This is a genomic window from Amycolatopsis saalfeldensis (genome assembly GCF_900110575.1).
Classification (GTDB): domain Bacteria; phylum Actinomycetota; class Actinomycetes; order Mycobacteriales; family Pseudonocardiaceae; genus Amycolatopsis; species Amycolatopsis saalfeldensis.
In genome coordinates this window covers 242,934-257,585 of sequence record NZ_FOEF01000003.1, presented here as the reverse complement: position 1 = coordinate 257,585, position 14,652 = coordinate 242,934, and the positions used below count along the sequence as shown (strand labels likewise).

Annotated in this window: 11 protein-coding genes and 2 pseudogenes; 8 read left to right on the top strand and 5 right to left on the bottom strand. The window is 71.5% G+C overall.

Going from position 1 to position 14,652, the window contains the following annotated elements; genetic code table 11:
- Window positions 1-80: 80 nt before the first annotated feature.
- A pseudogene (locus BMY97_RS08840) lies at window positions 81-1,475 on the bottom strand (carboxylesterase/lipase family protein); the annotation flags it as partial.
- On the opposite strand from BMY97_RS08840, the pseudogene BMY97_RS49540 reads away from it, so the two are divergent.
- Window positions 1,456-1,551, top strand: a pseudogene (locus BMY97_RS49540) (hypothetical protein); the annotation flags it as partial. The pseudogenes BMY97_RS08840 and BMY97_RS49540 overlap by 20 nt on opposite strands.
- Window positions 1,552-1,607: 56 nt before the next feature.
- On the opposite strand, the gene BMY97_RS08830 reads toward BMY97_RS49540, so the two are convergent.
- The 3 genes from BMY97_RS08830 to BMY97_RS08820 form a co-directional block, all read right to left on the bottom strand.
- Window positions 1,608-1,874, bottom strand: a complete 267-nt coding sequence (locus tag BMY97_RS08830) for a hypothetical protein (protein WP_091615244.1) — start codon at window positions 1,872-1,874, stop codon at window positions 1,608-1,610.
- A gap of 151 nt (window positions 1,875-2,025) precedes the next feature.
- On the bottom strand, window positions 2,026-2,571 hold the full coding sequence (locus BMY97_RS08825; RefSeq protein WP_245787229.1) for a GNAT family N-acetyltransferase: 546 nt from the start codon (window positions 2,569-2,571) through the stop codon (window positions 2,026-2,028).
- Window positions 2,568-3,308: a FadR/GntR family transcriptional regulator gene (locus BMY97_RS08820; protein ID WP_091615241.1), complete on the bottom strand. Its 741-nt coding sequence runs from the start codon at window positions 3,306-3,308 to the stop codon at window positions 2,568-2,570. The genes BMY97_RS08825 and BMY97_RS08820 overlap by 4 nt, the downstream gene beginning before the upstream one ends.
- Window positions 3,309-3,551: 243 nt before the next feature.
- On the opposite strand from BMY97_RS08820, the gene BMY97_RS08815 reads away from it, so the two are divergent.
- Genes BMY97_RS08815 through BMY97_RS08785 form a run of 7 tightly spaced genes read left to right on the top strand, consistent with a single transcriptional unit; the run spans window position 3,552 to window position 13,882 of the window.
- Complete coding sequence (locus BMY97_RS08815; protein ID WP_091615238.1) at window positions 3,552-5,165, top strand: ABC transporter substrate-binding protein; 1,614 nt, start codon at window positions 3,552-3,554, stop codon at window positions 5,163-5,165.
- 15 nt (window positions 5,166-5,180) lie between these two features.
- Window positions 5,181-6,140, top strand: a complete 960-nt coding sequence (locus BMY97_RS08810) for an ABC transporter permease (protein ID WP_091615236.1) — start codon at window positions 5,181-5,183, stop codon at window positions 6,138-6,140.
- A complete protein-coding gene (locus BMY97_RS08805; RefSeq protein WP_091615233.1) occupies window positions 6,140-8,116 on the top strand; it encodes a dipeptide/oligopeptide/nickel ABC transporter permease/ATP-binding protein in 1,977 nt (658 codons plus the stop codon). The genes BMY97_RS08810 and BMY97_RS08805 overlap by 1 nt, the downstream gene beginning before the upstream one ends.
- The gene (locus BMY97_RS08800) at window positions 8,113-9,078 is read left to right on the top strand and encodes an oligopeptide/dipeptide ABC transporter ATP-binding protein (RefSeq protein WP_091615231.1); all 966 of its coding nucleotides are present in this window, start codon (window positions 8,113-8,115) and stop codon (window positions 9,076-9,078) included. Before BMY97_RS08805 ends, BMY97_RS08800 begins: the two co-directional genes overlap by 4 nt.
- Complete coding sequence (locus BMY97_RS08795) at window positions 9,075-10,004, top strand: dihydrodipicolinate synthase family protein (RefSeq protein WP_091615229.1); 930 nt, start codon at window positions 9,075-9,077, stop codon at window positions 10,002-10,004. Before BMY97_RS08800 ends, BMY97_RS08795 begins: the two co-directional genes overlap by 4 nt.
- On the top strand, window positions 10,005-12,023 hold the full coding sequence (locus BMY97_RS08790; protein WP_091615227.1) for a beta-galactosidase: 2,019 nt from the start codon (window positions 10,005-10,007) through the stop codon (window positions 12,021-12,023).
- Window positions 12,023-13,882, top strand: coding sequence for a sialidase family protein (locus BMY97_RS08785; RefSeq protein WP_091615224.1), 1,860 nt, complete (start codon window positions 12,023-12,025; stop codon window positions 13,880-13,882). Before BMY97_RS08790 ends, BMY97_RS08785 begins: the two co-directional genes overlap by 1 nt.
- Here the strand turns inward: BMY97_RS08785 and BMY97_RS08780 are convergent, their stop codons facing one another.
- A complete protein-coding gene (locus BMY97_RS08780) occupies window positions 13,883-14,632 on the bottom strand; it encodes a sulfite exporter TauE/SafE family protein (protein ID WP_091615221.1) in 750 nt (249 codons plus the stop codon).
- Between the last annotated feature and the right edge of the window lie 20 nt (window positions 14,633-14,652).

Below are 14,652 nucleotides of genomic sequence, written 5' to 3'. Positions count from 1 at the left end.
GCGGGCAGGCGGGCACAACCCCACGTTCGGCAGAGCGCGAGCGTCACGTGGTCCTGGGCCGTGGCCGCGCGCCAGAACTTCTACGCGGGCCGGCGACCGCGCTCGCCCTGCCAGATCCGGGCCGACGCCGACAGCGAGTCCCGGCCCAGCGCCGGCGGGTTACGCCAGATGCGGCGGATCCGGTCCGCGCGGTCGAATCGCGGCCAGCCCGGGTCGCCGGTACTGGCGAACGCGGTGAAGGCGGCACGCATCGCGGTCGAGAGCGGGGCGAAGTCCGGCGGCACCTCCGGGCCGATCAGGCCGGCGGCGAGCGGGCTGCGCGGGGTGGTGAAGGTGAACGGGATGTCGAGGCCGTGGCAGGCACCCAGCGCACCGCCGCGCGCCGGGCTGGGCCACGCGAACTCGTACAGGTAGGCGTTTCTTCCCGCGGCTGCGCCGGCCTCGGCGCACCACAGGGACGGCATCCGGAAGAGGGCATCGGACAGGATCAGGGCGTGCAGGTCATCGCCGGTGATGCCGGGGTTTCCGTCTCGGTAGGCCCGGACCGCGCGCTCGGACAGGCCGTAGGCGTGGGCGGTGCCGGCCGGATCCGCTGCCGACAGATCGGCGTCGACGGTGAACATCCGGGCCTCGTCCGTGGTGTACCCGCAGATGATTTCCCGGCTCAGGCCGGCGGCGCGCCGACGGGTGTCCCACGGCGGAGCGTCGAACAGCTCGCCGTCGACGATCAGCGAATACGGAGCGTTCGGCTGAGTCCACCGTCCCGGCTCACCCGCCATGACGGCCACCGGCGCCAGCTGCACCGCGTGGATGGTTTCGGCAGGCACCTCCGCCAAGGCTTCGACGGTCGGGCGGACGCCGAGCCGCGAAGTGATCATCGCCGAAACGGCGCGGGCCTCGTCGGCCGGGACGAAGATCCGTCCCGGGCTCTGCGCGATCCCGCGCCGGAAGAGCCCGGGCGCGCAGCCGGCCGCGATCAGGCCCGCGATCGACGAGGCGCCGGCGGACTGCCCGATCAGCGTCACCGCGTCCGGGTCCCCGCCGAAAGCGGCGATGTTCTCGTGCACCCAGCCGAGCGCGGCGAGCTGATCGAGCACCCCGCGGTTGGCCGGGGCGTCCTCGACCCAGCCGAAACCCTCGTAGCCCACCCGGTAGTTGAGAGTGACCACCACGATCCCCGCGGCGGCCAGTGCCGCGCCGTCGAAGTCGGGGGTGGTGGCGGTGCTGCCGAGGCACACGCCGCCGTGGAACCACACCAGGACCGGCAGCCCGGACTGGGTGATATTAGGCGTCCAGACGTTGACGGTGAGGCATTCCGGATCGTCGCCGGGATGCCAGAGCCCCGGCTGCGGAACCGGGGAGCCGAACGCCCGCGCGTCGCGCACACCGTCCCAGCGCCGCGCCGGAGCCGGCGCCTGGAACCGGCGAGGGCCCTCAAGTGGTGCGGCATAAGGAATGCCGCGAAAGCCCCTGAACTCTGCCGCGCTGTGGCGGCTGGCGTACCGCGAAGGCTGGGACGCGGTGGGCCTGCACCGGGTCGCGGCGGAGGCCGGGTTGTCGCTCGGGTCGGTCCAGCACTACTTCCCCGGGACGGACGACCTGCTCGACTACGCGGTCGGCGGAGTGCTGGAAATGCTCGACGAGCAGCGCGTCGGCCAGCTCACCGCGCTGACCGGCCCGCGACACGCCCAGTCGACCGTGCGCCGCGTGCTCCAGGGCATGATCCCCGGGACAGCCGGCGATTCCGGCCACGTCTGGCCGATCCAGGTGCTGGCCTGGGTGACCGTGGTGAACCGCGCGGCACGGAATCCGGAGATGTCGGCGCGCCTGTCCGCCGGTTCCGGGCAGCTCGCCGACGCGATCGCCGCGGCCATCCGCCTGAGCCGACCCCGCCGCTCCCCCGGCGACGCGCACCGCGACGCGCGGGGACTGCTTCCCTCGTCGAAGGCCTCTTGCTCCAGCTGGCGCGGCGCGACCTCGACCCGGCCGAGGCGGCCCTGGTGGTCGAGCGCTTCGTCGCGGCCGTCACTCGCTGAGCTCGGCCCCGAGATCCTTGCGGTACACCAGGAAATCGCACGGGGTGGCCAGCAGCGGGGCCAGATGCGGGTACGCCTCGTCGATCGTCGAGGTGCGCACCACGCGGTAGCCGAGACGGCCGTACCAACCGGCGAGGAACTCCTTCGACGGGTGGGTCCAGTCGCGCGGGACCAGCAGCTCCAGCTGCATCTCGGCGCATCCATCGGCCCGGCACCGCTGCTCGGCGAACCGCACCAGCGCCCGCCCGATGCCCGCGCCCCGCACGTCCGGGGCGGCGGCCAGCAGGCCGAACTCCCCGGCCCCGTCCGCCAGCCGGTGGATCCGCACGCAGCCGACGGTCCGGCCGTCGAGCCGCGCGACGGCGATCTCCCCGGCGCGCACCAGCCCGGCCACCTCGGCGACCGTCGTCCGGTCCGCCGGCCCGGCCCACAGGCCCTTCTCGGCGACCGCGTACACCTGGTTCACCAGGGCGGTGACGGCGAGGTCCTCGCCCGCCGCGGCCGAAGGCGGCAGCAGCTCGATCTCCAGGCTCACACGGACTCCGCGTCCGCCGGGTCCGCGGGCACCGGACGGGCCTCGCCGAAGCCGCCGTAACGGCCGGCCTTGGCGCGTTTGCGGACCTCGTCGAAGTGCCGGTGGACGGCCTCCGCCGCGGCCTCGGCATCGCCGCCGGCCAGCGCGTCGACGATCGCCTGGTGCCGTTTCGCGGTGCCCGCCGCCGAGGTCGGGGGCCCGCCCAGCTCGGCCTCCGCGGCCCGGTAGACGTCCCAGAACAGGCCGGTCAGCTCGCGGGCCAGGTCGAAGCCCGCCTCGGCGCAGATGAGGTCGTGGAACTCACGGTCGGCCACCGCCGAGTCGGGGCCCTTGCGGCGCATCCGGGCGACGCGCGCCTGCAGCTCCCCGATCAGCTCCGGCCGGTGCTCCAGCGCGACGCGGCTGGTCAGCTCCGTCTCGATCATCTCGCGGACCTCCAGCAGGTCGCGCAGCCGACCGGCGTCGCTCGCGCCGCGGGTGCGCGTGCGGAACAGCAGCCAGGTCTGCAGCGCCTCGGAGCCCGCGGAGCCGACGAAGGTGCCGTAGCCGTGCCGGATCTCGACGATGCCCAGCGCCTGCAGCGCCTTGATCGCCTCCCGGATCGAATTGCGGCTGACCCCGATGTCGTCCATCAGGCTCAGCTCCGTGGGCATCGGCGCGCCCGGCGGGAGGTCCCGCTCGATGATCAGGTCGATGATCCGCTTGGTGATCTCTTCACTGCGTTGAGGGCGCGCCAAAACATCTCTCCCCGGCTGTCCTTCGGTCGCTGGCCCGTCGCCATCGCCAGGACATCCTACGTCATGCCCGGCTTGTTTCCCCGCGGTGACGCCCGGGTTGCGAAAGTGCTTCGGTCCCCTTGACCGGTACCCCCGCGGGTTCTAGGGTTCGGCCAAGTCATAGGACGTCCCATGTCCTCCCTCTTGCAAAATCGCAGCTTGAAGCTTACTGGTGGGCGTACCAACATCGAGTCAGGAGACGCTATGTCCCGAACCGCCATGGGGACCGGCCCTTCGTTCAACCGGCGCGCGCTGCTGCGCTACGCCGGCCTGGCAGGCGCCGCGGCGGCGTTCTCGTCGACGCTGGCCGCGTGCGGCGGTCCCGCCTCGACCAACAAGACCGGCAGCTCCACCGGGCTGGTCACCGCGGTGGTCGGCTACGGCAACAATCAGTCCTGGGACCCGCTGCAGACCGCGTCGGCCTTCTCCATGGCCGCCTTCCTGCACGTCTACGAGTCCCTGGTGGAGGGTGACCCGATCACCCGCGACCCCTTCCCCGGCCTGGCCAAGGCGCTGCCCGCCGACGTGAGCGGCACGAGCATCGAGTTCGAGCTGCGCGACGGCGCCCAGTGGCACGACGGGCAGCCGGTGACCGCCGACGACGTGGTGTTCACCTACGCGCGCGCCCTCGACGAGAAGGAGAACGTGCTCATCCACAGCTTCTTCTCCCAGTGGCTGAAGGAGGTGAAGAAGGTCGACGACCGCAGCGTCGAGTTCGTGCTGAAGTTCCCCTTCCCCTACGCGCTCAAGCGCATCCAGTCGTGCAAGATCCTGCCGCGGCACGTCTACGAGGGCAAATGGGCCGACGCCGCGGCCGGCAAGGTGGTGGGCTCCGGCCCGTACAAGATCACCGAGCAGGCGCCGCTGAGCCACACCTCGTTCGAGAAGTTCGCGGCCTACAACGGCAGCCGGCCCGCCGCCTACGACAAGATGCTGTGGAAGTCCATCGTGGACTCCGCCCCGCGGGTGGCCGCGATCTCCGGCGCGAAGCCGGACGCGCAGGTCGTGGAGAACATCCCGGCCGCCAACGCCGATCAGCTGCGCCAGGCCGGGCGCACGGTCGAGTTCGCCGACGGCGGCAACAACCTGTACCTGATGTTCAACACCGCGCACGCCCCGTTCGGCGACCAGCGCGTGCGCCAGGCGCTGCACTACGCGATCGACAAGAAGAAGATGATCGACATCGGCCTGCGCGGCACCGGCACCCCGGGCACGTCGTTCATCAACCCGAAGCTGCCGGAGTCGCAGCCGGCCGCGCTGGACTTCGCCTACGACCCGGCGAAGGCCAAGCAGCTGCTCGCCGAGGCCGGCGTCACCGGGCTGAAGATCTCCTTGTCCACCACCAACACCTCGCTGGTGCTCGACTGCGTGAAGGTGATCAAGGAGGGCTGGGACGCCGTCGGCGTGCAGACCACTTTGGACTCCCAGGACACCAAGGCGCTGTTCTCCAAGCTGGACAACGGCGGCGACTTCCAGGTCGTGTCCACCACGAACAACCCGATGCAGTTCGGCAACGACCCGGACCTGCTCATCCGCTACTACTACGACGCGCAGTCGCTGATGATGACGAAGTACGCGCGCTGGACGAACGCCGACGCCCAGGCCCTGCTGGCGCTGCAGGACCAGGCCGCGCAGCAGACCGACGAGGCCAAGCGCAACGGGCTGTACAAGCAGCTGCTCGACCGGATCTCCGAGCAGGCGGTGATCTACCCGATCGTCTTCACCCAGCTGGGCACGGCCTGGGACCCGAAGGCCATCACCGGGGTGCGCGCGCAGGGTTACCCCGGCCTCTACCTGAACCAGGCCAAGCCGGTCTGAGCGAGGAGACCCCCTGTGACCGTTGTCGTGCGGATGCTGGCCGGCCGCATCCTCGCCCTGATCCCGCTGCTGCTCGGCGTGATCCTGTTCGTGTTCATCGTGATGCGCTTCTCCCCCGTCGACCCGGCGCTGGCCGCGTTCAACGGGGCGAACGCCACCGCCGCGCAGCTGCAGCAGTTCCGGGCCGACAACGGCCTGCTGGACCCGCTGCCGCTGCAGTACGTGCACTTCGTCTGGCACCTGCTGCAAGGCGACTTCGGCACCAGCGTGATCACCAAGGAGCCGGTCGGGCAGACCATCGCCACCGCGCTCCCGCTCACCGTGCAGCTGACCCTGCTCGGCCTGCTGATCGCGCTGGTGCTGTCGATCGTGCTCGGCGTGACCTCGGCGCTGTTCCGCGACCGCTGGCCGGATCACCTGATCCGGGTGGTCACGCTCGCGGGGGTCGCGGCGCCCGCGTTCTGGATCGCGCTGCTGCTCGTGCAGTGGCTCGCGGTGGGCCAGGGCCTGTTCCCCACCAGTGGTTACGTCAGCCCGGCCGACTCGTTCTCCGGCTGGCTCAACTCGCTGGCCCTGCCCGCGATTTCGCTGTCGCTGCCGGTGGCCGCGCAGCTGACGCGCGTGATCCGCACGTCGATGGTGGAGGAGCTGGACAAGGACTACGTGCGCACCGCGCGCGGCGGCGGCCTGCCGCCGGTGGTCGTGGTGGGCCGCAACGTGCTGCGAAACGCGCTCGTGAACCCGTTGACCGTGCTGGGCTTGCGGGTCGGCTACCTGCTCGGCGGGGCCGTGGTGATCGAGACGATGTTCGCGCTGCCCGGCATGGGGCAGAACATGATCCAGGCCGTGCAGGACGGCGACACCGCCAAGGTGCAGGGCTTCGTGATCACGATCGCCGTGGGCTTCGTGCTGGTGAACCTGATCGTCGACGTGCTCTACCTGATCGCCAACCCGCGGCTGAGGAGCCACTCGTGATGCGCCCGGTGATCCGCCCGAACCTGACCGCGCGCCTGGCCCGCCCGGGCATCCGGTTCCGCAGGCTCCCGACGACGTCATGGGTCGCGCTCGGCGTGCTCGCGCTGCTGGTGCTCGTCGCGATCCTCGGCACGGTGCTGGCCACGCACAACCCGGACGCGCTCAGCACCGACACCGGCGGCCCGAGCGCCGCGCACTGGTTCGGCACCGACCAGTCCGGCCGGGACGTCTTCTCCCGCCTGGTGGCCGGCACCCGCTGGTCGCTCGCGATCGGCCTCGGCGCCACCCTGCTCGCGCTCCTCACGGGAGTGGTGATCGGCTCCTTCGCGGCGACCTCCGGGCGCCGGACCGACGCCGTGGTGATGCGCGTGCTGGACGTGATCATGGCGTTCCCCGGCATCGCGCTGGCCGCGGTGCTGGTCGCCGTGTTCGGCCACGGCATCCTGGTGCTGATCCTCGCGATCGGCTTCCTGAACATGCCGTCGGTGGCCCGGGTGGTGCGGGCGAACGTGCTCGCGCAGTACGGCGAGGACTACGTGGCCGCCGAGCGCGTGATCGGCGCGAAGCGGCTCTTCATCCTCACCCGGCACATCGCGGTCAACACCGCCGCACCGATCCTGGTGTACTGCACGGTGACGGTGGCCGACGCGATCGTGTTCGAGGCGTCGCTCTCGTTCATCGGCGCGGGCATCCGGCCGCCGGACCCGTCGTGGGGCTCGGTGCTGGCCGACGGCAAGGACCTGGTGCTGACCGGCGGCTGGTGGGCGACGCTGTTCCCCGGCCTGCTGATCCTGATCACGGTGCTGGCGCTGAACGTCCTGTCCGAGGGCATCTCCGACGCGTGGGCGGCGCCCTCGGGCCGCGGCGCCAAACCGGGCGCGGTGGCGCAGGAGATCGAGAAAGCCATCGCGGGCACCGAAAACCCTGCCCCGGTGCTGCCGATCGCGGGCCTGCTGGAGGCCGGGGAACGGCTGGCGGCCAAGGCGCGTGACCTGACCGGGCGACCGGCGGTGCTGGAGGTGAAGCACCTCGCCATCGGCTTCCCCGGGCGGCATGACGGCGTGAACGTGGTGGACGATGTGTCGTTCACCGTCCGGGCCGGCGAGGTGCTGGGGCTGATCGGCGAGTCCGGCTGCGGCAAGTCGCTCACCGCGCTTTCCGTCATGGGGCTCCAGCCCACCGCCGCGAGGCTTTCCGGAGAGATCCTGTTCGACGGCGAAGACCTGCTCACCATGAAGCCCGGCACCCGCCGCCGTCACCTCGGCCACGACATCTCGATGGTCTATCAGGACGCGCTCAGCTCGCTGAACCCGGCGATGACGATCCGCGCGCAGCTCAAGCAGTTCACCCGCCGCGGCGGCACGCGCACCCCGGAAGAGCTGCTGGAACTGGTGAACCTCGACCCCGGCCGGACGCTGCGCGCGTACCCGCACGAGCTGTCCGGCGGCCAGCGCCAGCGGGTGCTGATCGCGATGGCGCTGTCCCGCAGCCCGCAGCTGATCGTGGCCGACGAGCCGACCACCGCGCTCGACGTGACCGTGCAGGCGCAGATCATCGCGCTGCTGCTGCGGTTGCAGGAGGAGCTGGGCTTCGCGCTGATCCTGGTGTCGCACGACCTCGCGCTGGTCTCGGATATCGCGGACCGCGTGGTGGTGATGTACGGGGGGCAGGTGGCCGAGACCGGGGCCACCGCGCAGGTGATCGGCTCGCCGCGCCACCACTACACCCGCGGCCTGCTCGGCGCGGTGCTGTCGCTGGAGGAGCACGAGGCCACGCTCACCCAGATCAAGGGCGTGGTCCCGGCACCGGCGGACTTCCCGCCCGGCTGCCGGTTCGCCGCCCGCTGCCCGGCGGCGCGCGGGCACTGCTTCGAGGTGGCGCCGGAGCGGGCCGGGGACAGTGCCGACCACGTCGTCGCCTGCCATTACCCGGCCGAGCGCACGGCACCCGCGATCGCGGAAGGAGCGCAGGTATGAGTCTCGTCGAAGTCGACGGTGTGCATGTGGTGCACCGAATCCGCGGAGCCGGCCTGTTCGGGCGCGACAGCGTGTACGCGCTCACGGACGCGAACCTGACCATCTCGGCGGGCGAGACCGTGGGCGTGGTCGGCGAGTCCGGCTGCGGCAAGTCCACGCTGGCCAAGGTGCTGGTCGGGCTGCAACACCCGACCTCGGGAACCGTTCGCTACCAGGGAAAGCCGCTCGCGGAGCTACGGGCGGCCGACGTCGGGCGCCGGGTCGGGATGATCTTCCAGGACCCGTCCACCGCGCTGAACCGGCGGCTTCCGGTCGCGAAGATCCTGCGCGACCCGCTCGACGTGCACCACGTCGGCTCCCCCGCCGGACGCGAGGAGCGCGTGCGCGAGCTGATGGGCCTGGTCGGGCTGCCGTCCAGCGTGGCCGACGCCGTGCCTTCGCAGCTGTCCGGCGGGCAGCGCCAGCGCGTCGCCATCGCCCGGGCCCTCGCGCTGGGCCCGGAGCTGCTGGTGGCGGACGAGCCGACGTCCGCGCTGGACGTCTCGGTCCGCGCGCAGATCCTGAACCTGCTGATCGACCTGCGTGACCGGCTCGGGCTCGCGATGGTCTTCGTCTCGCACGACATCCAGACCGTGCGGCGGATGAGCGACCGGATCGTGACGATGTACCTCGGCCGCGTCGTCGAGACCGCGCCGGCCGCCGATCTTCCCGGCGGCGCAAGGCATCCGTACACCCGGGCGCTGTTCTCGGCCACGCCGAGCCTGCTGCACCCGGTCGAGCCGATCGTCCTCAGTGGACCCGTCCCGTCCGCGACGGCGCCGCCGCCCGGCTGCCCGTTCCACACCCGGTGCCCGAAGGCCACGGACGAGTGCGCGGCAACGCTGCCACCGCTGTCCGAAGCCGGCGGGCACGCCTACCGCTGCATCCACCCAGAGACCCTCACCGGAGTGAACGCCTCATGACCGCGAAGAAGTTCGCCGGCATCATCCCGCCCCTGTGCACGCCCTTCGCCGACGACTTCACCGTCGACACCGAATCGCTGCGCCGGCACATCGAATTCCAGCTCGACGCGGGCGTGCACGGCGTCTTCGTGCTCGGCTCCTCCGGCGAGGTCGCGTTCATCCCCGACGCCCAGCGCCGCGTGGTCATCGAGACGGCCGTGGACCAGGTCGCCGGCCGGGTGCCGGTACTCGCGGGCTGTATCGACATGACGACCCAGCGCGTCGCCGAGCACGTGAAGACCGCCGAGGCGGCCGGCGCCGACGCGGTCGTGATCACCGCGCCGTACTACACGCGCACGCACGTGGCCGAGGTCGACCGGCATTTCCGGCTGCTGCACGAGCGGACCGCGCTGCCGATCTTCGCCTACGACATCCCGGTCGCCGTGCACACCAAGCTCGACCGGAACCTGGTGCTCGACCTGGCCGAGGCCGGGGTGCTGGCCGGGCTCAAGGACTCCAGCGGCGACGAGGCCGGCTTCCGCTTCGTGCTCAAGGGCCGTCGCGAGCGCGGGCTGGACCAGTTCTCCGTGTTCACCGGCTCGGAGCTGCTCGTGGACGCGGCGCTGGCCCTGGGTGCGGACGGCGCCGTGCCCGGGCTCGGCAACGTCGACCCGGTCGGCTTCGTGCTGATCTACGACCACTGCCGCTCCGGCAACCCGCTCGCCGCGCGCCGTGAGCAGGAGCGCCTGCTCACGCTGTTCGGCATCGTCGACGTGGCGCCGCCGAGCCGGATGGGGCGCGGCTCGGCGGCGCTCGGCGCGTTCAAGGCGGCGATGAAGATGCGCGGGTTCATCGACAACGCTGTCACGGCACCGCCACAGCTGCCGCTGAACGACGACGAACTGTTGCGCATCAAGGAGAAGCTCGCGGAAACGGGGCTGCTCTAGATGGTCTCCTTCGACCGGATCCACTACGGGGGCGACTACAACCCCGAGCACTGGTCCCCCGAGGTGTGGGACGAGGACGTCGAGCTGATGGCCGAGGCCGGCGTCTCCCTGGTGACCATGGGGATCTACTCCTGGGCGCAGGTGGAGCCGCGGCCCGGCGAGTTCGATTTCGGCTGGTTCGACAGTGTCATGGACAAGCTCGCGGACCACGGAGTCGCGGTCTGCCTCGCGACCATGACCGGCTCACCGCCGCCGTGGCTTTCCCACCAGTACCCGGAGATCCTGCCGGTCCGGGCGGACGGAACCCGGCTTTCGGCGGGCGCGCGGCAGCAGTTCTGCCCGTCCAGCCAGGTGTTCCGCGAGCACGCGGCCCGGCTCGTCGACCGGCTCGCCACGCGGTACGCCGGGCATCCGGCACTGGCCATGTGGCACATCGGCAACGAGTTCGGCTGCCACATCCGCGCCTGCTACTGCGAGGCCTCCGCCGAGCACTTCCGGCACTGGCTCCAGTGCCGTTACTCCACAATGGACTCGCTGAACGCGGCGTGGAGCACCACCTTCTGGTCGCAGCGCTACGAGGACTGGTCGGAGATCGAGCCGCCGCGCGTCGCCCCGACGTTCCCGAACCCCGCGCAGCAGCTGGACTACCACCGGTTCTCCTCCGACGCCTCCCTCGGCTGCTACCTGACCGAGCGCGAGGTGCTCGGCCGCGTGACGCCGGACGTGCCCGTGACCACGAACTTCGTCGGCCTGGTGCAGAAGGCGCTCGACTGGCACACCTGGACGCCGCACGAGGACATCGTCAGCCTCGACTCCTATCCCGACCCGCACGAGCCGCGCAGCCAGGTGGAGGCGGCGTTCGCGTACGACCTGGTCCGGTCCACTAAGGACGGGCAGCCGTGGATGCTGCTGGAGCAGGCGCCGAGCGCGGTGAACTGGCGCCCCCGCAACGGTCCCAAGCCACCGGGTGCGATGCGCCTCGGCAGCTGGCAGGCCGTGGCGCAGGGCGCGGACGCCGTCCTGTTCTTCCAGTGGCGCCAGACCTCCGGCGGCGCCGAGAAGTTCCACTCGGCGATGGTGCCGCACGGCGGCCGCGAGACCCGCACGTTCCGCGAGGTGGCGGACCTGGGCCGCGAACTGGCCGCACTGCCCGAACTGGCGGGCAGCCGCGTGCACGCCGACGTCGCGATCCTGCACGACTGGCCCAGCTGGTGGGCGCTGGAACTGGACTCCCACCCGTCCGACGACCTGCGCCAGCTCGAAACGCACCTCGCGCACTACGTTCCGCTGTTCGATGCCGGTGTCACCTGCGACGTCGTGCGGCCGACGCGGGAGCTTTCCGGCTACCGGCTCGTGGTGGTGCCGAACCTGTACCTGATGGACGCCGGGGTCGCGGAGAACCTGCGGTCCTATGTGGCCGGTGGCGGGCAGCTCGTGGTGTCCTTCTTCTCCGGCATCGTGGACGAGAGCGACCGCGCGTATCTCGGCGGTTACCCGGCCCCGCTGCGCGAAGTCCTGGGGCTGCGCGTGGACGAGTTCTGGCCGTTGCCCGAAGACGGCTCGATCGATATTGACACGGCGGGGAAAGCGGCGACCGGCACGATCTGGTCCGAGTGGGTGGAACCCGAGGGCGCCTCGGTGATCGCGACGTTCGGCGAGGGCCCTTTGGCGGGCCGCCCCGCGGTGACCCGGCACGAGTTCGGCGACGGGATCGCCTGGTACCTCGCGACACGGCCGGACCCGGCGGCCATGCGGGCGCTGTTCGACCGGATCACCGCCGAGGCCGGGGTCGCGCCGGTACTGCCCGGCCTGCCCGCGGGCGTGCAGGCGGTCGTCCGGGAAGCGGCCGGGGGAAGCGCTTACCTGTTCCTGCTCAACCATGGCGAGGAGGCGGTCACGGTGCCGCTGCCCGAGCCCGCCCGTGACCTGCTCACCGAGCCCGGCCGTCTGGTCGAATCGGTGCCGCTGGCGCCGCGCGGGGTGGCCGTCCTGACCCGAGGTGAAGGGAAAACCGTCTGATGAGAGCGATAAGCCGCTGGGGGCTGGCCTTCGTCGTACTGCTGTCCGGGCTGCTCGTGCCCGGCGCGGCGACAGCCAGTGCTCCAGTCCCTCAATTCGACCAGCAGGTCCTGTTCAACCCCCACCAGGAAACCGGGTACGCCTGCTTCTGCATCCCGGCGATCGTCCGCAGCACGCACGGCACCCTGCTCGCGTTCGCCGAGGGGCGCGTCGACAACTGCGGTGACACCGGCGACATCAACCTGGTGCTCAAGCGTTCGGCCGACGGTGGCAAGACCTGGTCCCCGCTGCAGGTGGTCAACCCCGGCGGCGGCGACACCCACGGCAACCCGGTGCCCATTGTGGACAGCCGCACCGGCCGGATCGTGCTGATCACCACGTACAACAAGGGCCGCGACGACGACAAGGCCTGCGACGTCCCGTGCCCGCGGACCCCGCACTCGCAGTACAGCGACGACGACGGCCTCACCTGGTCCGCGCCCGTCGACATCAGCGCGCAGGCGAAGCTGCCGGCGTGGGATTCGTGGTATGCCTCAGGCCCGGTGCACGGCATCCAGCTGACGAAGGGCCGTCACGCGGGGCGGCTCGTCTTCGGCGTCAACGCCGAGCGCAGCGACGGCACCAACTCGATCAAGAACTACGCCGCCCTGATCTACAGCGACGACCACGGGGCGAGCTGGCACGTCGGCGCCGTCGACAGTTATCCGCACCCGGTGGGCGGGACGTACACGCAGAAGCCGTCCGAAGTCAGCGTGGTGGAACTGCCCGACGGCACGATTTACGCCGGCGGCCGGGAGCAGGGCGGCACCGACGTCGGCAATCGTGACTACGCGCTGAGCCGGGACGGCGGCGAGACGTTCAGCCGGCGGTTCACCACCATCCCCGACCTCGTCACGCCGATGGTGCAGGGCTCGCTGCTGCGCCTGCAACGCCCGGGTGGGGACCGGATCCTGTTCGCGTCGCCTTCGGACACCGACCGGCGCCGGTGGATGATGGTCCGCTCGTCCTACGACAACGGCCGCACCTGGGAGGACGCCGAGCAGGGCACGCGGGTGACCACGGACTGGTCGGGCTACTCCGACCTGGTGCAGCTCAGCGATCAGCGCGACCCGGACGCGAAAATCGGGCTGATGTATGAAGGTGGCGCTGTCGACGCCCGTGACGAGATCCGTTTCGCGCGCTTCGACGAGGCTTACCTCGGGCATCACCCGGCCGGGCCGAGCACCCCCGACGTCTCGAGCACGCACGCCGACGCGCGGGTCCTCGGCGGCGCCACGGTGACCGCCGGCCGGTTCGGCGGGGCGCTGAACCTGGACGGGGTCGACGACTTCGTCCGCGTGCCGTACTCGCCCTCGCAGCTGCCGGGCGCGGGCGACTTCACGTTCACCACGTGGTTCCGCTACGGCGCGGTGAAGGACCCGCAAGTGCTGTTCTGGCTGGGCGGCATGGGCACCACGGCGCCGCAGCTGTGGCTGCGCGGCGAGCCCGCTTCGCACCGGCTCATCGCCACCATGGCCACGGCGGCGGGCACGAAATCCGTGACCACCGCGCAGGCCTACGACGACCAGGCCTGGCACCACGTGGCCCTGGAGCGCACGGCGGGCCGGCTGACGATCCGGGTCGACGGGACGGTGGTCGCCGACGGGCCGGACTCCCCCGGCTCGGTCAGCCAGACCGTCTCGTTCCAGCTCTGGCTGGGCGCGCGGCTCGACGGCGCCTACCACCTGAACGGCGCGCTGGACGACACCCGGCTCTACCGCCGGGCCCTCACACCGTCCGAAGTGGACCTGGTCCGCACGCACGGGGCCGACGTCCGGCCGGGGCCGGTGCTGCAGCTGCCCTTCGACCGGGTCCGGTGATCAGCCGCCGTGGAAGGCAAGGTAAGGCGCGACGGCCAGCAGGGCGGCGATCAGCACGATCTTGAGCCGCCGCACCGGCATCCGCCGCGCGAGTTTCCAGCCGAGCAGCACCCCGGCCAGCTCCGGTAGCCCGATCACCAGGGCGAGCGGCCCGTCGACGGCGCCGTGCACGAGGTACCCGATCGTGCCGGCGCCGGCGATGACCACCGACTGCGCCTGCGCCGCGGCGAGCCCCTCCAGCATCGGCACGCCACACGCCACCAGCAGCGGCACGGTCAGCATCGGCCCGCCCACCCCGACGAGCCCGGCCGCGGTCGCGACCACCAGCCCCAGCCCCACGACCAGTCCGGCCGGCAGGTCCGGCCGGACCGGGGTGCCCCGCCGGTCCCGCAGCCAGACCAGCCCCGCGACGACCACGGCGAACACCGCCAGCAGAAGCCCGAACAGCCGCGCCGAGACCAACGAGTTGAGCCACACCCCGACCGGCGCCCCGACCACCGCGGTGGCGGCGAGCACCCCCGCGATCCGTCGCGTGTGGACCTCCCGCAACTGTCCGGAGTGGACATACGCGGCCGTGCCCAGCGCCCCGGTCGCCACATGAGTGACGATCGCCGTCCCCGCCACCTGCGCCGGCGCCAGCGGCGTCAACAGGAACAACCCGATCGTCGGCAGCACCCCACCGGGGCCGAACGCCGTGATCCCGATCCCGCCCACCAGCCCGAATAGTCCTAAGAGGACATACGTCGTCACGCCGGACCCCCATTCAACGC